Origin of the sequence: Parabacteroides sp. PH5-46 (assembly GCF_029892785.1) — a bacterium.
Taxonomy (GTDB): Bacteria; Bacteroidota; Bacteroidia; order Bacteroidales; family Tannerellaceae; genus DFXE01.
On sequence record NZ_JARXXA010000013.1, the window covers coordinates 1 to 17,521 of the forward strand.

The 17,521-nt window shown below is 47.8% G+C and carries 17 protein-coding genes and 3 pseudogenes; 6 read left to right on the plus strand and 14 right to left on the minus strand.

The window, feature by feature from the left end; all coding sequences use genetic code 11:
* Positions 1–88 precede the first annotated feature (88 nt).
* From traN to M2470_RS13305, 13 genes and pseudogenes are all read right to left on the minus strand, one after another.
* Positions 89–772, minus strand: a pseudogene (gene traN, locus M2470_RS13245) (conjugative transposon protein TraN); the annotation flags it as partial.
* 73 nt (positions 773–845) lie between these two features.
* Complete coding sequence (traM, locus tag M2470_RS13250; RefSeq protein WP_280745479.1) at positions 846–2,234, minus strand: conjugative transposon protein TraM; 1,389 nt, start codon at positions 2,232–2,234, stop codon at positions 846–848.
* Complete coding sequence (locus M2470_RS13255) at positions 2,218–2,493, minus strand: TraL conjugative transposon family protein (protein ID WP_280745480.1); 276 nt, start codon at positions 2,491–2,493, stop codon at positions 2,218–2,220. Before M2470_RS13255 ends, traM begins: the two co-directional genes overlap by 17 nt.
* Positions 2,494–2,497: 4 nt before the next feature.
* Positions 2,498–3,121, minus strand: a complete 624-nt coding sequence (traK, locus tag M2470_RS13260) for a conjugative transposon protein TraK (RefSeq protein ID WP_280745481.1) — start codon at positions 3,119–3,121, stop codon at positions 2,498–2,500.
* A 42-nt stretch (positions 3,122–3,163) separates the two neighbouring features.
* Positions 3,164–4,165, minus strand: a complete 1,002-nt coding sequence (traJ, locus tag M2470_RS13265) for a conjugative transposon protein TraJ (RefSeq protein WP_280745482.1) — start codon at positions 4,163–4,165, stop codon at positions 3,164–3,166.
* Positions 4,166–4,168: 3 nt separating this feature from the next.
* Positions 4,169–4,789, minus strand: a complete 621-nt coding sequence (locus M2470_RS13270; protein WP_280745483.1) for a DUF4141 domain-containing protein — start codon at positions 4,787–4,789, stop codon at positions 4,169–4,171.
* Between the two features lie 55 nt (positions 4,790–4,844).
* Complete coding sequence (locus M2470_RS13275; protein WP_280745484.1) at positions 4,845–5,159, minus strand: DUF3876 domain-containing protein; 315 nt, start codon at positions 5,157–5,159, stop codon at positions 4,845–4,847.
* 12 nt (positions 5,160–5,171) lie between these two features.
* A complete protein-coding gene (locus M2470_RS13280; protein WP_280745485.1) occupies positions 5,172–7,673 on the minus strand; it encodes a TraG family conjugative transposon ATPase in 2,502 nt (833 codons plus the stop codon).
* Complete coding sequence (locus M2470_RS13285; protein ID WP_280745486.1) at positions 7,666–8,001, minus strand: DUF4133 domain-containing protein; 336 nt, start codon at positions 7,999–8,001, stop codon at positions 7,666–7,668. The genes M2470_RS13280 and M2470_RS13285 overlap by 8 nt, the downstream gene beginning before the upstream one ends.
* Before the next feature lie 22 nt (positions 8,002–8,023).
* A complete protein-coding gene (locus M2470_RS13290; RefSeq protein ID WP_118165395.1) occupies positions 8,024–8,326 on the minus strand; it encodes a DUF4134 domain-containing protein in 303 nt (100 codons plus the stop codon).
* A 153-nt stretch (positions 8,327–8,479) separates the two neighbouring features.
* Positions 8,480–9,214, minus strand: a complete 735-nt coding sequence (locus tag M2470_RS13295; protein WP_280745487.1) for a hypothetical protein — start codon at positions 9,212–9,214, stop codon at positions 8,480–8,482.
* Positions 9,215–9,217: 3 nt separating this feature from the next.
* The gene (locus M2470_RS13300) at positions 9,218–9,682 is read right to left on the minus strand and encodes a DUF3408 domain-containing protein (protein ID WP_280745488.1); all 465 of its coding nucleotides are present in this window, start codon (positions 9,680–9,682) and stop codon (positions 9,218–9,220) included.
* Positions 9,683–9,689: 7 nt separating this feature from the next.
* Positions 9,690–10,445, minus strand: coding sequence for a ParA family protein (locus M2470_RS13305; protein ID WP_280745489.1), 756 nt, complete (start codon positions 10,443–10,445; stop codon positions 9,690–9,692).
* 64 nt (positions 10,446–10,509) lie between these two features.
* Between M2470_RS13305 and M2470_RS13310 the strand changes: the two genes are divergently transcribed.
* The 4 genes and pseudogenes from M2470_RS13310 to M2470_RS13325 all read left to right on the plus strand — a co-directional run.
* Positions 10,510–10,785 carry a hypothetical protein gene (locus M2470_RS13310; RefSeq protein WP_280745490.1) on the plus strand — a complete coding sequence of 92 codons (276 nt, stop codon included), beginning with the start codon at positions 10,510–10,512 and terminating at the stop codon, positions 10,783–10,785.
* Positions 10,786–11,215: 430 nt separating this feature from the next.
* Positions 11,216–11,656: a conjugal transfer protein MobA gene (mobA, locus tag M2470_RS13315; protein WP_280745491.1), complete on the plus strand. Its 441-nt coding sequence runs from the start codon at positions 11,216–11,218 to the stop codon at positions 11,654–11,656.
* Between the two features lie 3 nt (positions 11,657–11,659).
* A complete protein-coding gene (gene mobB / locus M2470_RS13320; RefSeq protein WP_280745492.1) occupies positions 11,660–12,913 on the plus strand; it encodes a conjugal transfer protein MobB in 1,254 nt (417 codons plus the stop codon).
* A gap of 61 nt (positions 12,914–12,974) precedes the next feature.
* Positions 12,975–13,679: pseudogene (locus M2470_RS13325) on the plus strand (YWFCY domain-containing protein); the annotation flags it as partial.
* Positions 13,680–13,821: 142 nt separating this feature from the next.
* Here M2470_RS13325 and M2470_RS13330 read toward each other — a convergent pair.
* Entirely contained in the window at positions 13,822–13,947 is a 126-nt protein-coding gene (locus M2470_RS13330) for a hypothetical protein (RefSeq protein ID WP_280745493.1), read from the minus strand.
* 327 nt (positions 13,948–14,274) lie between these two features.
* Between M2470_RS13330 and M2470_RS13335 the strand changes: the two genes are divergently transcribed.
* Positions 14,275–16,086 carry a reverse transcriptase domain-containing protein gene (locus tag M2470_RS13335; protein ID WP_280745494.1) on the plus strand — a complete coding sequence of 604 codons (1,812 nt, stop codon included), beginning with the start codon at positions 14,275–14,277 and terminating at the stop codon, positions 16,084–16,086.
* Positions 16,087–16,201: 115 nt separating this feature from the next.
* Positions 16,202–17,503: pseudogene (locus M2470_RS13340) on the plus strand (TraM recognition domain-containing protein); the annotation flags it as partial.
* Positions 17,504–17,521 lie beyond the last annotated feature (18 nt).

Here is a 17,521-nt window from a genome sequence, read left to right on the forward strand (position 1 = left end):
TAAGTCAGTTGATGATAGGTTTTTCAAAGAACACTTACCTAATCTCTTGCTATTGAGATATTTATCATGATACCTTTACGGGCGCACAAGTGATATAATCGACGTTGAAAGGTACGTGCGACGAGTTTTTAAGCTGCAAATGGAAATACAGCAGGCCGTTATGGGTATAGATACCCTTTAGCGTGTACTGTACGCCGAAACGCTTGCTACCGATATGCTTTATTTCCCGGCGGTCGTTCTTATAAATCGACTGCATGATAAGTTTTACCAGCAGCGGCGATTCCTGCCCCAATTCTTTCATATATATTTCCAGGGCATTGTTAGGACGGTTTACCGCCTCGCCGTCATGCAGGAAGTCCGCCATTTCGACGGACAGCTTTACAGGCTCGTCCGCATATTTGACGTTGAACGTATAATATGCACCGTCCTCCGTAATTACAGCCAGGTTACTCTCGCGCGAAAAGTCCCGCAGGGCTGCTTTTACCCGCAACACATTTTCCGTACCGTCCGCTTTAGCCGCCAGGAGATCCGCACTACCTAAATCCACATAGCGGATTGCCGACGGGAAAATGACGTGTACGGTCTTGTTAAATGTTACCTCCAAAGCATACGGCGGTATCATGCGGTTAAAAGTCAGCGGGCGTGTGTAGCCCTGGAAGTAGTCGCCCGTCGAGGGGCTTGTAGTCGTCGTTTTTTCGCTTGTTTCGACCTCCTGCGCGTTGGCAGTCATTACACCCACCGCAAGGGCGAGTACCAAAAAGATTTTTTTCATTGCCTGATAATTTTAATGTTTGTTTTTAACTCTGATTTTTTTAGTGGCGGCCACAGGCCGTTTTGTTATCCGCTTATTGCGTCTTTGGAAGTAAGAGCAGTTGATAATTGGCTTTCAGGGTTACTTTAACCACGCTCATTTTTTTACTCACATACTGCGACGCTCCCTGTATAAGACTTTTCCCCATATCGGCGGCAAACTGCGACCCGGCATCGTCGGTTATCGTAATGCTTGACCCGGCAGATTGCGCCATTTGTGAAGCAATCTCTTTGGCCGCGTTTATCTCGTCGCTGCCCGGCACGGATATTCCGCGCTGCCCGTCCAGGTCATATACTTGCAATTCGACCGGGATAATGTTGCCGGCATAGTGTATCGAGTTTATTGTAACCTCCATTCTCTCGTTACCTATGCGGCAAGCACCGACAAGGATAGTATTTGCCGGGATGCGGATATTACCCGCTATCATCGGCTCCAGTAGCCGTATTTGCAGTTCTTTCCCGCTTGTCAGGGTAATGGTCTGATTGACACAGGCGCGGATGCTGTTTTTATCCTTTATGCCTTCGTTCCCGGCGGCAGTATAAAAGCCCATGTTCCGGGGCTGGCTCCAGGCGTCGATAAACTCCTGGTCTTCCATAGGAGCGGTCAGTAGCGAAACGACGTTGTGATGCACCTGGCGCACGGGTTGAATATTTACCTTATCCCGCGACGTTGCGGCGATAGCCGTTTCGTCCGCCGTCTGTTGCGCTCCCTGGGGCATATACTTTGCAGCCATTTGGTAGGATTTTTCCAATAGTGCCGTTTGTTCGTCCTGGGCGGCCTTCTCCGCCTCGGCTTCTTCCAGTCGGCGCTCCAGTTCCTCTACCCTTGCTTCGACGGCAAGCTGCGCCCCGTCGTCCACCGTAGCCTGTTCTTCATACCACGAGCCCAATTGTTTATTTATGTCCTGATAAGCGGCTGCGGAGGACTGGATAGAGTTACCCCGCGTCCGGGAGGAATTACCCCCGGACAGTTCCGGGTTTTCGTAATACTCCGGTGGTTCGGGAGCAATGCGTATCTGGCCTTCGTTCTGTTCTTCGGTCTGCTCGAACATGGTGGAAAAATCCTGCAAACTCCGCATTTTCTCCTGTTCCCGTTGGCGCATGGCTTCCTGTTCGTAGGCTGTCCGCTTATCCGTGTAAATACCTTCGTCTTTGGGCGTCGGTATCTCCGAATTAAAGCCGTCCTGACCTGTGGCCTGGTCGCCCTCCTTTTTCGACGGGGCGAAGATCAGCCACATTGCCCCGGCAAAAAGCAGGAAGAAAAGAGGCATTACCAGCATTTTCCGCCGTTTCTGCATCTGGGCGGGCGTCAGTTCCTTTTTGCCCGATGCCGACTTCGGAGGCTCCTTTTTAACCTCCTGCTTTACTTCGGGCGCGGGCGCTTCCTGTGGCTTTTGCCCTTCGTTATTATTCTGTTGGCTCATACTCATATAAATTTTGTTGGTTAATACTGTCCCTTTGCTGCTCCAGTTGGAGTTTAAGGGCTTCTATCTGCATCCGTTCGCCCTTATCCTTACCGAAATTGTAAATCGAGGAAACGGTCATGTAGATAGAAAGGCCACTGAACACGACAAGCATGGTAAGGATTACGATTACCCTTTTGTCGGGCGTTATCCTGCCGCATATACCCCGCAGGAAATCCTCTATATGCTCGCCGATGTTCTTAAAAAATTTCTTTGCCATAACTTTACCTTTCTGTTACCCGGATGTCCCGGTTTTCCACGATCTCGAAACGCTCCATAGTGAAACCGTGAGGGTTATTGTCGCTCCTTACAGAATTAATCAGGTTACAGCGCGTTACCAGGCTGCGCTCGGTAATGTTCGACTGGCGGATAATCATTTGCCGGGCGTATGTTACCGCAGTATAGGGGTACACGTCCAGGTTACAGGCGATACTATCCACCTGTACGATCTGATTAATGTTCCCCGATATAATCCTGTTGTAATATCCCTTCTCGGCCATATCCTGATAGTATTTGAAAGCACTTTTATCCACCAGGAACAAAGCCCGGTTTACGTTGCTTTCAATGGCCGATTTATCGGGCGAAAGAGTAAAAAACAGCTCATGGAAGCGGCGGACGTGTTCGCGTGCCTCCACAGGGCGGTTTTGTGTCATATCCTGGGAAAGCGCAAGCATTAAACTTTTGCCCCCGTCCATTACATAAATACGCTGGCGTTGTGCCTCGGCGAAGCTGTACGACGACCATACGGAATAACCCGTAATGCCAGCGCACAACACCAGGAACACAATACCGAAAAGACGTATTTGCTTAAATGATGTTTCTATATTCTTTAAACTTTTGAACTCCATGATTTTTAAGTGTTTCAATAATAAAGGACACTATGTGTCTGTCTATTTTTTACCTAATAAGCGGCCCGATATATTGCCCGCAGCGGCTCCGGCAACACCTCCGGCCATTGCAGCCCCTTTGCCTGCCGCCGTATTTACTCCGCGCGTACCCGTGCCGCCCCCGGCCTGAATAATCCAGCCCGCAACGGTCGGAATTGAGAAATAACCGATTATTCCTATAATCAGGAAGATTATATACACGCCATTTCCGCCGTCCGGCACATAGGACGGGTCTTTGAGTAAGGCTATATCCGCTTTCAGCATAAGCGCCTGTATTTTGGAGAGGACAGCCGAAAACAGGTCGGCCACAGGCAACCATAGATACACGCTGATATACCGGGAAATCCAGTTTGTAAGTGTGGATTGGAAGCCGTCATAAATCGACAGGGCAAATGCCAGCGGCCCCAATATTGACAGCACTACCAAAAAGAAAGTACGCAGCGTGTCAATAGTCAGGGCAGCGGCATTAAACAGTAACTCGAAAAAGTCCCGGACTAACTGTCGGAAATACATCTTTATATCGTACCAAAGCCTTTCGCCCCACATACCGATAATCTCCGGCGTGTCCCATATCCCCAAATCCTTCATCTTTTGGTCGTACACCTCATCATCGACAAGCCATGCCTTTCCCTCGCGTACCCGCGCATCGTATTCCAGTTGGTCTTTTTCCGCCTGTAAACTCTGTACGTCTGTTATCTGACTTTCCAAAATGCTGTGCGTACCTTTCACTACGGGCGACATAACGGCATTGATAGTCCCCAGCACGATAGTCGGGAAGAACATAATGCAAAGCCCGATAGCGAAAGGCCGTAGGAGCGGGAAAACGTCGATAGGCTCCGCCCGCGAAAGGGCTTGCCAAACACGGTACGCTACATAGAACAGCGCACCCAATCCTGCCACCCCTTTGGCGACACCTATCATGTCGCCGCAAAGGGGCATCATTTCCTGATACAAATTCCGTAGAACTTGATGCAGGTTATCGAAATCTATTGCTAATAATGTCATGGCTTACCAATATCTTTCGGAAGGATCACCATACAGGGCGCGTACCCGTTCCATATCGCCCTTTTCCTGGCTGCGGATGAATGAAACGGATATACTTTTCTTTGAAAAGTATTTAACCAGGTTTCGGTATTCCAGCATTTTCGTATGGATATTATCTATTATCCCCATACGCTCGGCGTCCGTCATGGAAAGCCCGTTAGAGCCGGAAACAACATTTTTAATATCGGTAATAAGGTTGCCGCTCTCCTTTAGCAGTATCGTATATCCATTCGATATGGCTTCCAGTTCCGCGACAGTAAAATTTTTGTCCGAAAGCATCTTATTGAAATTGCTGGAATATATCTGCGAAATTTCCGATACCATTGCCACCGTTTCCTTAACCTTCCGGGCGTCCTTTATGATATTGTGTACCGCCTGCAATTTGTCGTAATACTCCTTTCCCTGGCTGTATATCTTCTGCATTTCCTTGAAGGAGTTAATTACGTTGGTGGCAGTCGTTCCCGTTTTACCGACCGTAAGAATGTTTTGCGCCAGGTTGGACGGGTCGATAACCGCCCATTGCGCTTTTGCCTCGAATCCACAGAAAGCAAGGGCTACCGTGAGGCATACAATTATCTTTTTCATTGTTTTACTTATTAATTCGTTAATACTTGATTGAAGGGCGAGAGTAGCCCGTAGGTTACTCCTGCGCCCGTACATATTCGCCGAAAGAGGAAAGCAATAGCATCTCCCGCTCCCGGTCGTAGGCAATTCCGATACGCCCGTACAGGTCTATGTAATACTGACCGAACACACAATACACAGTACAGTCGCAGACTACCTGCGGGTTGTTGTAAGTAAGACAGAGCCGGATGCCTCCCCGCTTGCGGGAAGTGTTGCGGTAAACAGTTACCGCAGGCATACCGTCCGGGCTTACCCAACGTCCCGTGATTTCCCACAGGTTGAAATCCAAATGCACGGCGCACGGGTCGGATATATTACACTTGCTGAACATGGCTACCTCCTTTTATCCGTTACGCCGTGCCTCGGCAACCTGTTTTATTGCCAGTTCATAGTTTCCGTCCAGTTCCTCGGCCTTTTTGAATACCTCCATTTTTTCGCTTTCCTCGGTCGTGTAGGTCATATATTCCTCCATGCTTACCTCGGTAGCGTAAACCGCAGACTGCACCCCGCCCAGGCCAAACCAAACCTCTTTATATTTCCGGCTCGGATTGTTCGCCATGTTGATAGACAGAATTTGCCCCTTCTCTTTTTCGGTCAGTCCCAAAAGCGCCTGTATCGAATCAAATTTGTTCATGTACTTGCGCTGATCGAGAAGGATTTTACAGTCGGAGTTATTTATGATGCTTTCCTTGACAATCGGCGAGGCAATGATGTCGTCCACTTCCTGCGTTACGACAATGGCCTCCCCGAAATACTTCCGGACAGTCTTATACATATACTTTAGGTATTCCGCCATGTTCGCGGACGAAAGGGCTTTCCAGGCTTCCTCGACGATCAGTTGCTTTCTGACACCCTTTAACCGCCTCATTTTGTTTATGAAAGCCTCCATAATGATAATTGTTACCACAGGGAACAATTCTTTGTTCTCTTTTATGGAATCAATTTCAAAGACGATAAAGGATTTATTCAGCAGGTCGATATTTTCCGCCGAGTTCAATAGGAAGTCGAAACGGCCACCTTTGTAGTATTGCCGCAGGGTGGTAAGCATATTGTCGATATTGAAGTCCTGGAGGCTTACTTTTATCTCGCGCTGTTCCAGTTCCCGGCGGTAGTCGTCCCGCATATACTCATAGAAAGTATTAAAGCACGGTACGATAGTGCGGTCTGCCCTGATCCGTTCGATATAGGCCGATACCGCACTGCCGAGTTCCCCGCTTTCCGTCTTGCTTACCCGGTCGTCGTCAGATTTCCACAACGTCAGGAGCAGCGTTTTAATACTGTCCTTCTTTTCCACGTCAAAAACATAATCGTCCGTGTAAAAGGGATTGAAGGATATGGGGCTTTCTTCGGTATAGGTATAATAGATACCGTCCTGGCCTTTGGTTTTCCGGCGCACCATTTCACAAAGCCCCTGATAGCTGTTACCCGTATCGACCAGGACTACGTGTGTGCCCTGTTCCCAATACTGCCTTACAAGGTGGTTCATAAAAAAGGACTTGCCGGAGCCGGAAGGCCCCAACACGAATTTATTTCGGTTGGTGGTAATTCCGCGTTTCATCGGCAAATCCGAAATATCCACATGGATAGGCTTGCCCGAAACCCGGTCGGCCATTTTGATACCGAAAGGCGACGGAGAGCTTTTATAGTTCGTTTCCTGTGTGAAGAAACACAGGGCAGGCTCTATGAAAGTATAAAAACTTTCCTCTGAAGGGAAGTCCCCGGCATTGCCCGGCATAGCCGCCCAATAGAGGGTAGCGGCATCGACTGTATTATGCCTGGGCTTGCACTCCATTAGCGCAAGCTGGCTGCCGACATCGTTACGGATATGCTTTAGTTCCTCCGCATCGTCAGACCACGCCATTACGTTGAAGTGCGCCCGGACAGAGGTAAGCCCGAAGCTATGCGCTTCGTTCAGATACTTGTCTATCCATTCCTTATTTATTTGATTGCCCCGGCTGTAACGGGATAAGGACTGCATATTGCGGGCTGACTTTTCAAACCTCCGTAAATTTTCTGCCGAATCGTCCAGAAAAATGTATTGATTATACACATGGTCGCAGGACAATAGCAAACCCACAGGCGCGGCAAACGAAAGGCGGCAGTCGCTTCTGTCCGTAGAAAGACGCTCATAGCGCATATCCGTTGCCACCGTTCCCGGCAAGTCCTCCACGTCCGAAACCGTGTGCAGGCAGATATGTTTTGCACCAATGCGCAGGCCGTCCGCTCCGAGTTCCATATCTTCCAGGCAGGTCGTATCGTCCAACGAAAGGGCAAAGTATTTTTCCACCAACCCCGGAGCATCCGGCGTTCCCGTAATTTCGTCCGACGAAAGCCGGGTCAGCTTTACAAACCCGCTATCGTTTACGATCCGCTCAAACTGTCCGACCGCCTCCAGGAATTTTTGCGCCGTGTCTTTGTTTACCTCTTTCGGGATAATGTTGCCCCGGCAAAGACTGGAAAAATTCGACTGCATACGCATACGCTCTTTCGTCGTCTTTGTCAGGAACAGGAAAGCGGTATGATTAAGGTAGGGGCGCTCGTTAAAGTGCCTTTCAAAACTTCGGGATAAGAAACTCATATCTTCCTGATCGGTGGCAGGTCGGTAGTTCTCTTTTACAAACCAATCCTGCTTATGAATGACCGAATAATCGGGAAGCACCTTTATTGCCTTGTTCCAGGCGGAATGTATTGCTTCGTATTCCGCGTTTGTAACGGTATAAAGTTCGGGCAAATCCACCCGGAAGCCTATCGTTATATCCGCGTCCTTACTGATGATACAGCCGTTTTCCACCGCCAACAGTGGAAATTTGCTCTCTATGGTGGCGGCTTTCATTGTGTTACGCATAAGCCACCTCCTTCCGTTTAGGATAGAGGAAAAAGCGGCGCGAGTTCCGGCGGTTAGTAAGGTAACGGGGGTGCTGGCGTTTTGCCATTAGCTTCATTAACCCGTATTCGCCGTACTGCGCGTTGAGCCGGAAGGTAAACCAGACCAGTACCGAGGCCGAGATAACCCCGAAACCTATACATATCCACTGATCGACCCCCGCCATATAGAAAATGACGAACAGGACGAACACGGACAGCAGGCCGCCCGCAAATATGAAAAGGTACTGACTTTTAAGCCCCTTAAACTCGACGCTTTTTCCAATGCCTTTATTTACATTGTACTCCATAATATTGCTTTTTATGGAGTGATTAAAGGAAGAAGGAGCGCAGGATAGTCGCGGCCACGATAAGAAAAATACAGGCTCCGAACCACGACGCGGCGGTTTTTGCCGTGTCCGGGTCGCCGCTGGAAAACTTGCCGTAAACTTTTACGCCTCCGATAAGCCCCACGACCGCACCTATGGCGTATATCAGCTTCGTTCCTGGGTCGAAATACGATGTTACCATGTTTGTAGCATCCGTAATACCACCTACACCGTTACCCTGGGCGAAAGCGTCTGCTGCTGCGGCTACAATTACTACCGCAGACAATAAGATTTTCTTTTTTGTCATTGCTTGATTTTTTTAAGGCGGCAGGGGGTGGGATTATTCCCCCTTACCGCCGGGATTTTTGTTACTTTTTTACTTCTCTGATTTTTTTAGTGGTTGGTAGCCGCAGCTATCCGTAATCTCTTTCTTTCATCTTTTTTACTTTTACATTCGACATTAGGCGAAACCGCGTACATTAAAATCGGCAGGGGCTTTTACCGCTCCGTCGGGTAAGGCTTCCGTCTGGCGGTAGAAAGCGGTAAAGTAATCGTCCATAAGTGAGGACACCACTTTCTTTTTCGGCTCGTCGTTTGCGATCTGTTCAAAGATTTCAGTCTTGCGAATCTCGACCAGCACCCGCCCGGCTTCCTCCCTCTCCCCGGTTGTTGCAGTTCCGGCAGCTTCTACCGTCCGCACCATTCCGGCCAGTTCCTCGAAGCCAATGCCCTGCGCCATACTACTCCCGGCTCCGTCCCCCTCCGCCTCGCTTTCCCAGGTATCTAAATCCCCGTCCTCGTCGTTATCTAATTCCCCCTCTGGCTCGTTTTCGATAACTAAATCAATCTCGCCTGAATTATCTTCCGACTGGCCGGGTAAAGCACCCGTTCCGGTTTGGTTTTGGAGGACTTCGCCCGGAGTGTCCTGTATGACGGTTTGCCCGTTTTCATTTGCAAATATAGAGGCATTTTCCATCCCTTTTTCGTTGATTTCCAAAGTGGTAGCTTGTGGCTTCGAGTGGCGCAGGGTAAATTTGCTTTTACCTATTATATCCTCTTTCGGCGAAGTCTTGAAAGGGTTATATCCCTTTTTCCGCGCTGCGTTTTTCTTGCGCTTTACGCCCCGCTCCCAAAGCAGGTAAATAACCACGACAAGCGCGTAAAGCATAACTGCATAGATGAAATACCGTCCCATAGCTTAAAATATCTTTTTGATGTTACCCTCGTACAGTTCGGTAATTTCATCCTGATAGGTGGCGAAATGCTGCTCCAGTACATTATATATATAGCTGAACAGCGACACTTCTTTTTTGCCGATAACATGGAGTATATTGGCAATCCGGTCGTGATGCTCCTGGCAGATGTAAACCGTTTTACCGCTTCGCGCCGTAATCGCCGCCTCATGGAGAAACAGGGTAACATAGTCCTGCGGCTCCGCCTTCGGTTTACGCCGCCTGGTTTCCTCGCGGGGCGTTTCTTTTTCTTTCACGGGTATAGCTTCCGCCGCTGGCGGTTGCTCCGGCACTTGTTCCGGCTCCGGCGAAGGAGTGGACGCGGACGCGGACGGATCGTAAGGCGTCAAAGTCTTTTCCCTGTAACTCGGCTTCGCGCTGTTAATCACTAAATCCGGGTCTATCCCGTTTGTATCTATCCTTTTTGCCATTGCCGGACTACTTTAACAGTTCCAGCAGTTCATCGGCCAGGGCGTCGATATTACTGCCTTTTACAAGGGTTTTATCCACCGGGAACAGGGTGGAGCGGAACAGCGGGCGGCGCGTTTCGGATTGTTCGCGCCGAAAACGCAGGCTGTTCGGGATAAAGGTTTTAAGGGTTGTAAACTCCAATTCCTTAATAACCTTTTCGTACACGTCGTACAGTTCGGATTTTTCGCGCCCGTCCACCATGTTCCAAAGCAGATACATGGCTTTAATGTTTGTCTTGCCCGTGTTCATTATATTATCCCTTACGGAGATCATATAATTAAGGGTACTTTCCATTACAACCCGGTCGGCGGCAATCGGGGCAATGATATAGTCCATATTGGCAAGGGCTATCACTAAATCCCGGTTATTGAGCGTTCCGGGCAGGTCGAAAAACACAAAGTCGTAATCCTCCTGTCCGCATTGCGCCTCGGCATCGTTTAGTGCTTCCTGCGGGCTGCTCTCCACGACGGGATAAAACTTCTTACCCTCCAGGCGGGTAATCTGTTCATAGGCCATGCCTTTGTAATACTCGTCGCTCTCGACCATTTTAAGGTCGCGTTCCCGCATTTCATTAATGGAGTGCTGCGGGTAGTCGCAGTCGATAACGGCCACATTGTAGCCCCTGACATAATGCAGGTAACTTGCGACCAAAACGGTCAGGGCTGTTTTACCTGCTCCCCCTTTTTGCGTGGAGAAAGCCACGTACTTCGGTTCTTTTTTCATTCTCTGATTTTTTTAGTGGTACAATCAATTAATTATCTCGCCATACCTCCCGACGTAGGTAGGTATGTATGTATTTGCGTTGCAACGTCCCGGCGTTGGTACATACAACCGTAGGGACGTTGTGCCGTTTGTCCGGCCATACAGTCGCCGGGGCGTCCGGCAATCCCTCACAACCGACGGGCGTATATCCCGGCCTCCCTACGAACGGATGATTGACTTTTCAGCTTTGCGCTCTTACCTCCGTCCGCATTTCCCGACGGTTGGTTATCCGTACTTCCCGACAGCCGATTATATGTTTTTACGGACAGTCGTTTGTCCGTATCTGCATACCTCCGCATAGCCGATTGTCCGGCAAATTAAACCCTTCTTTTTGGTACTTACATCATGTTTTAAGGTGGTGGCCGCTTGTGGCTTCGAGTGGCGCTAATCTTTGAGATACAACGCATTAAATAAGCCGATAACTTTGCAGCATGAAATGTTACGGCTTTCGTTCGGGGCACATTTAAGCCTGGAGTACCCCTCTCTCCATTGCCCCCCGGTACAAATCTTACCCGCTAATGTTAAGGGTAATCTTTGCCCCTCCGCAGGGCAAAATCCATTTGCATTTTGGCAAATAGCAAGGTATGTTAAGTGCATCGCAAAACGAGTTTTGCAGCACTTAACCCTTGCCCCTGCCGGGGGGCGTCGCTTGCCTCCGAAGTCGGCGCTCGATAGGCGTCGGCCATGCCGAGCCGTAACGGATTTATGTTTCACTTAAAAAAATCCGTAGTATGAATCAAAAGAATGTACCCCGTCAGCGGGGTAAAGGGGGCAGACCCCCGAAAGACAACCCGGCAACCCACCGCCTGACGGTAAACCTGACAGACACCCAGCACGCCGAGTTCTTAACCATGTACGAACAGTCCGGCGTCGCTTCGCTGTCCGGTTTTATTGCCGCTCGCATCTTCGGGGCGGAGTTCCGGGTCATACAAACCGACGCCTCGGCAGTCGATTTTGTAATGAAGTTATCCGCTTTTTACGGGCAAATTCGCTCCGTCGGAGTGAATTATAACCAGGTCGTAAAGCAGTTGCATACGACTTTCGGCGAGAAAAAAGCGCTTTCGATGCTCTACAATTTGGAGCAACAGACGATAGAAATAGCGCAGATCGGTCGCGGAGTGCTGACACTTTGCGAAGAATTTAAGGGTAAAATCTTAACCGAACAGCCGTAAAAAATGGTCGCGGATATTCACAAAGGCAACAACCTTTACGGCGCATTGGCCTATAACCAGGACAAAATAGACCGGGGAAAAGGGCAAATACTGGAAACAAACCGGGTATTTGTTCCCCATGACGGACAGTTTCGCGTGTCGGATTGTGTGCGGGATTTCGAGCGGGCTATGCCTTCGCAGATTACAACAGGCAAACCCGTAATCCATATTTCGCTCAATCCGCACCCGGACGACCGCCTGACCGACGCGCAGCTTGCAGACATTTCACGGGAATATCTCGAAAGAATGGGCTTCGGCGGACAGCCTTACATGATATTTAAGCATGAGGATATAGACCGCCAGCACGTACATATTATTTCTACCCGTGTCCGGGGCGACGGCTCCATAATCAGCGACAGCAAAGATTACGAGCGGAGCAAAAAGATTACCGATGCCCTGGAGCAGAAATACGGTCTGCACCCCAAAGGCGAAAGCCAAAAGGAAGCCTGGCAGCTTTCCCCGGTGGACGCTTCGGCAGGCAACCTGAAAAAACAGGTTGCCAACGTCATAAAGCCGCTTTCCGAAATGTACCGCTTCCAGTCTATTACTGAATACCGCGCCCTGCTCTCCTTATATAATATAAGTGTGGAGAAGGTCGAGGGCAGCAACCAGGGGAATAAGTACGAGGGGGTAGTTTACTCCGCGCTTGACGAGAAAGGAAACCGCGTCGGCAAGCCCCTTAAATCTTCCCTGTTCGGCAAGAGTGAAGGGGTCGCCCGCCTGGAGGAAAAAATGCAGAGTTCCGGGGAGGCGATAAAGTCCGGCAAACTGGCCGAAGGAACAAAGGCCGCCGTTTCCGACGCCCTTAAAGCATCACGTACTGAAAGTCAGTTACGGGATGCTTTACGAAAGAAAGGTATCGACGTGGTATTGCGCCGCAACGACCAGGGGCGCATTTATGGAGCGACTTTTATAGACCACAACAGCCGCACGGTTGTAAACGGTTCCCGCCTGGGTAAAGAGTTTTCGGCCAACGCCCTTAATCAGCGGTTTGCAGATAATTCGCCCCGCGAGGATCTGCAAAAGCCCGCACAGAATATCCCGAACGTACCCGCTTCCGAAGGAAAAGACAAGCAGCCCCAGACCGGCATTACCGATGTCGGTAAAGCGGCTGGCAGTCTGCTTTCTATTCTCACGCCCGAAACCGAAGGGCAGAATAACCAACCTGCACCCCGCCGCCGCAAGAAGAAGAAACGGCGTTACGGCAGGCAGATGTAGGACACGCAGTGTCTTTTATTATTCTTTTTAACAGTAAAAACAACATTAAAAAATTAAGATTATGCAAAATGAAGATGATCTGCGCGGTTTGGCTAAAGTCATGGACTTTATGCGTGCGCTATCCATATTGTTCGTAGTGATAAACATATATTGGTTTTGCTACGGGGCAATACATGACCTGGGCTTTAATATCGGCGTGGTCGATAAAATCCTGATGAATTTTAACCGTACCGCCGGACTTTTTACCTCTATCCTGTGGACGAAACTTTTTGCGGTGGTTTTCCTCGCGCTTTCCTGCCTCGGCACACGGGGCGTAAAAGACGAAAAAATTACCTGGCCGAAAATCATTGCCAGCCTTACCGCAGGCTTTATACTGTTTTTCTTTAACTGGTGGCTGCTTGCCCTGCCGTTCCCGTCGGAGGCAAACGCAGGGCTTTACGTTTTTACCATGACCGCAGGTTATATACTGCTTCTCATGGGCGGCGTATGGCTCTCCCGGTTACTTAAAAATAATATGTTCGACGACGTTTTCAATACTGAAAACGAATCATTCCAACAGGAAACGCGGCTTATTACAAACGAATATTCAGTAAATCTACCGACCCGCTTTTACTATAAAAAGAAGTGGAATAATGGCTGGGCGAATGTCGTAAATCCTGCGAGGGGCTGTGTCTGTATCGGATCGCCGGGGAGCGGAAAATCATACGCTGTGATAAACCAATTCATTAAACAACAGATAGAAAAGGGCTTCACAATGTATATATATGGTGCGCCAGTCAAGGTAGTATATTAATCGTCCCTTTGGCAAGGATTAGGCAAGTGTTCTTTGAAAACGACCTATCATCACCGGCTTATCTGTTCAACGAAAGACGACAGGGAGTGTAGCACGCCGGAAACGCCTAAGTCAGTTAGTTACCAAACTGCGACTGAATGGTAGATGAAATGGCAGATATGAGGATAAAATCCGAATTGATTGAATGATAATCCAAGCGGTTCCTGTAGAAACTTTGACGTAAGGTAACTATACTCGTCATATCATGATACTCTTTTTGCAGTCGTAGAGTAGGAAGAGCGAGAACTTATCATGACGCAACTATAATATATAGTAAAGGGTGGAAATCATATCCGACAATCTGTCGTGCCAATGTTAATCATACTATAAACTGGGATTACCTAAATTGGAACGCCTGTAAAGGCTATGGGGTTTGCCCCTGAATATCCGATATGGTAACGGAGCCTCCGTAGTAGTCCGAGCAGGTTAATGACCTGTACACGTGAATTGGGCAACAGTTCGGTTCACAATGGCGAAGGGGGGCAGCCAATATTTTTTAATACAATTAACGGAAAATGTGAGAGACATTATGAGGAGTCCAGAAAAAGTATTAAACAGTCTAATGGGACATAGCAAAGACTTGAATTACAAGTTTGAGCGTTTGTACCGTATTCTCTTTAACGAGGAAATGTATCATGTTGCCTACCAACGTATGTATGCGAAACAAGGCAACATGACGGCAGGTTCCGACGGTGAAACCATCGACGGAATGAGCCTTGCCCGTATTGAAAAACTGATTGATTCATTGAAAGATGAAACGTATCAGCCAATTCCGTCAAGGAGGACTTATATCCCAAAGAGAAATGGAAAAAAGCGTCCGCTTGGTATTCCTGCAATAAACGATAAACTGTTGCAAGAAGTGGTTAGAATGGTGTTGGAAGCTATATACGAGGGACAGTTTGAAAACTGCTCTCATGGTTTTCGACCCCACCGAAGCTGCCATACTGCAATCAAACAAATCGGAATAACTTTCTGTGGGGTAAAATGGTATGTCGAGGGCGACATTAAAGGTTTCTTTGATAATATCAATCATGATATTATGATTAACATCCTTGAAGAACGCATAGTAGATGACCGCTTTATCAGGCTAATAAGAAAGTTCCTCAATGCAGGATACATCGAGGATTGGGTATTTAACAGAACCTATAGCGGAACTCCGCAAGGAGGTATTATTAGCCCGATACTGGCTAATATATATCTTGACAGGTTAGATAAATACATGGCTGAATATGCGGCAAAGTTTGAAAAAGGGCTACGAAAAAAGAAGAGAACAGAGTACAGGCATTATCAACGTAAGAAAGGTCGAGCTACTAAAGAATTGAAATCTGTAACGACACAAGCCGAAAGGGAAGCAATAATAGAAAGAGTTAAAAAGTATGACAAGTTAATATTGCAGACCGAACCGAATGATGAAATGGACAGCGAGTATAGGAGATTGAGATATGTGAGATACGCAGATGATTTTCTCTGTGGTATAATCGGAAGCAAAGAAGATGCTCAAGCTATAAAAGAGGATATTAAGAAATTCCTCTCTGAAAAGCTCAAACTTGAGTTATCTGACGAGAAAACGCTTATAACCCACTCGGAAACACCTGCCGCTTTTCTTGGTTTTCATATCCGAAACCGCAAGTCCGACCATACCAAAAGGGATAGCATTGGACGACTGAAACGGTGTTATAGTAAAACCGTAGAGATAAAGATTCCACGAGATGCGATTAAGAAGAAATTGCTTGCCTATGATGTTGTACAAATAAAGAAGCACAATGGAAAGGAAGTATGGAAACCCAAAGCAAGACCGGAATTTAATCACAATGACGACCTTGAAATCCTCGAAAGGTATAATTCTGAAATTCGCGGGCTGTACAATTATTTTGGAATTGCCAAAAACTGTTCTAAACAAATGTCAAACTTCGGGTACATCATGGAATACAGTATGTACAAGACCTTTGCTGCCAAGTATCGCACAAAAGTGAAGAAAATATGCAAGAAATACAAGCATAACAATGTCTTCTGCGTGAAATACAAAACAAAATCAGGAAAGGAAAAAGAAATGTGTTTTTACAAGAAAGGTTTCAAACGTCAAAGTCCATTTTCGGATAAAAGCGTAGACAATTTACCCAATATAATGATACATACCAGCACTACCAGTCTTATAGACAGGCTGAAAGCTGAAAAATGTGAGTTATGTGGAGCTAAAGACAAGTTGGAAATGCACCATGTGCGTAAACTCAAAAATCTTCAAGGTAAAGAAGAATGGGAGAAACATATGATTGCAAGACAGCGGAAAACGATAGCTGTATGTGGTAGTTGTCATAAGAAAATCCATTATGGAACAATTTAGACTGAATATATTGGTGGAGAGCCGTATACGCTGGAAGGTGTACGTACGGTTCGGAGGCGAGCATTGGGAAACCGACTATAGCAATATGGTACGGCGCCGGGTGCTTAGCCTACATTTTAAGTTTCCCGACCTCTCGACTATTGCCTATAACCATTTACTGAACAACCGCGAAGGCTACGAAATTACGCCGACGTTCTATGTAATTAACTTTGACGACCCTTCCAGGTCGCACCGCTGTAACCCCATAAACCCCTCTTTCATGGAGGATATTTCGGACGCATACGAAAGTAGTTATACGATCATGCTTAACTTAAACCGTACCTGGGTCAGCAAGCAGGGCGATTTTTTCGTAGAATCGCCGATAATCCTGTTTGCAGCAATTATTTGGTTTCTGCGGATTTACCAGGACGGGCGGTATTGTACTTTCCCGCACGCGATAGAGTTTTTGAACAAGCCCTACGAGAAAATATTTCCAATCCTGACAAGCTACCCGGAACTGGAAAATTACCTTTCTCCCTTTATGGATGCCTGGTTGGGCGGTGCGGCCGATCAGCTCCAGGGTCAAATTGCAAGCGCGAAAATACCACTCTCGCGCATGATCTCCCCGCAATTATATTGGGTCATGTCGGGCGATGAATTTACGCTGGATATAAATAACCCCGCCGAACCGAAGGTACTTGTAGTCGGCAACAATCCCGACCGCCAGAACATTTATGGGGCGGCTTTGGGTCTGTATAATTCGCGTATCGTTAAACTCATTAACAAAAAAGGAAAGCTGAAAAGCAGCGTCATAATTGACGAGTTACCCACTATTTATTTTAAGGGGTTGGATAACCTCATAGCCACCGCCCGAAGCAATAAAGTCTGTGTTCTTTTGGGCTATCAGGATAATTCGCAGCTTGTACGCGATTACGGCGACAAGGAGGCGAAGGTTATAATGAACACAGTCGGTAATATCTTTTCCGGGCAGGTTGTCGGCGATACGGCTAAAACCCTTTCGGAGCGTTTCGGAAAGGTATTACAGAAACGGCAATCCATGACAATAAACCGCAACGATAAATCCACTTCCATAAGTACGCAAATGGATAGCCTTATTCCTCCCTCGAAGATTTCTACATTGACCCAGGGTATGTTTGTGGGAGCCGTTGCGGATAACTTCGACGAGCGGATAGAGCAAAAGATTTTCCATGCCGAGATTGTAGTGGATAGCCAGCGGGTCGCCGCCGAAGAAAAGGCTTATAAGAAAATTCCCGTTATTACAGATTTTAAGGATGAGAACGGCGTGGATAGGCTGAAAGAGCAGATACAGGAGAATTACGACCGTATCAAAGCCGAGGCCAGGCAGATAGTCGAGGACGAAATACAGCGTATTAAAGACAATCCCGACCTTTGCCACCTATTGCCGAAGGAGGAATAAAAAACGATTATAGCCGCA

What these genes read in the sequence shown, in the direction of transcription:
- M2470_RS13255 (WP_280745480.1), bottom strand. Translation starts at nt 2,493, where the DNA reads ATGGCAAAGAAATTTTTTAAGAACATCGGCGAGCATATAGAGGATTTC.
- M2470_RS13275 (WP_280745484.1), bottom strand. Translation starts at nt 5,159, where the DNA reads ATGTTCAGCAAGTGTAATATATCCGACCCGTGCGCCGTGCATTTGGAT.
- M2470_RS13285 (WP_280745486.1), bottom strand. Translation starts at nt 8,001, where the DNA reads ATGGAGTACAATGTAAATAAAGGCATTGGAAAAAGCGTCGAGTTTAAG.
- M2470_RS13305 (WP_280745489.1), bottom strand. Translation starts at nt 10,445, where the DNA reads ATGAAAAAAGAACCGAAGTACGTGGCTTTCTCCACGCAAAAAGGGGGA.
- M2470_RS13335 (WP_280745494.1), top strand. Translation starts at nt 14,275, where the DNA reads ATGAGGAGTCCAGAAAAAGTATTAAACAGTCTAATGGGACATAGCAAA.
- M2470_RS13300 (WP_280745488.1), bottom strand. Translation starts at nt 9,682, where the DNA reads ATGGCAAAAAGGATAGATACAAACGGGATAGACCCGGATTTAGTGATT.
- M2470_RS13270 (WP_280745483.1), bottom strand. Translation starts at nt 4,789, where the DNA reads ATGAAAAAGATAATTGTATGCCTCACGGTAGCCCTTGCTTTCTGTGGA.
- mobB (WP_280745492.1), top strand. Translation starts at nt 11,660, where the DNA reads ATGGTCGCGGATATTCACAAAGGCAACAACCTTTACGGCGCATTGGCC.
- M2470_RS13290 (WP_118165395.1), bottom strand. Translation starts at nt 8,326, where the DNA reads ATGACAAAAAAGAAAATCTTATTGTCTGCGGTAGTAATTGTAGCCGCA.
- M2470_RS13330 (WP_280745493.1), bottom strand. Translation starts at nt 13,947, where the DNA reads ATGACGAGTATAGTTACCTTACGTCAAAGTTTCTACAGGAACCGCTTG.
- traJ (WP_280745482.1), bottom strand. Translation starts at nt 4,165, where the DNA reads ATGACATTATTAGCAATAGATTTCGATAACCTGCATCAAGTTCTACGG.
- M2470_RS13295 (WP_280745487.1), bottom strand. Translation starts at nt 9,214, where the DNA reads ATGGGACGGTATTTCATCTATGCAGTTATGCTTTACGCGCTTGTCGTG.
- traK (WP_280745481.1), bottom strand. Translation starts at nt 3,121, where the DNA reads ATGGAGTTCAAAAGTTTAAAGAATATAGAAACATCATTTAAGCAAATA.
- M2470_RS13280 (WP_280745485.1), bottom strand. Translation starts at nt 7,673, where the DNA reads ATGCGTAACACAATGAAAGCCGCCACCATAGAGAGCAAATTTCCACTG.
- mobA (WP_280745491.1), top strand. Translation starts at nt 11,216, where the DNA reads ATGAATCAAAAGAATGTACCCCGTCAGCGGGGTAAAGGGGGCAGACCC.
- M2470_RS13310 (WP_280745490.1), top strand. Translation starts at nt 10,510, where the DNA reads ATGTATGTATTTGCGTTGCAACGTCCCGGCGTTGGTACATACAACCGT.
- traM (WP_280745479.1), bottom strand. Translation starts at nt 2,234, where the DNA reads ATGAGCCAACAGAATAATAACGAAGGGCAAAAGCCACAGGAAGCGCCC.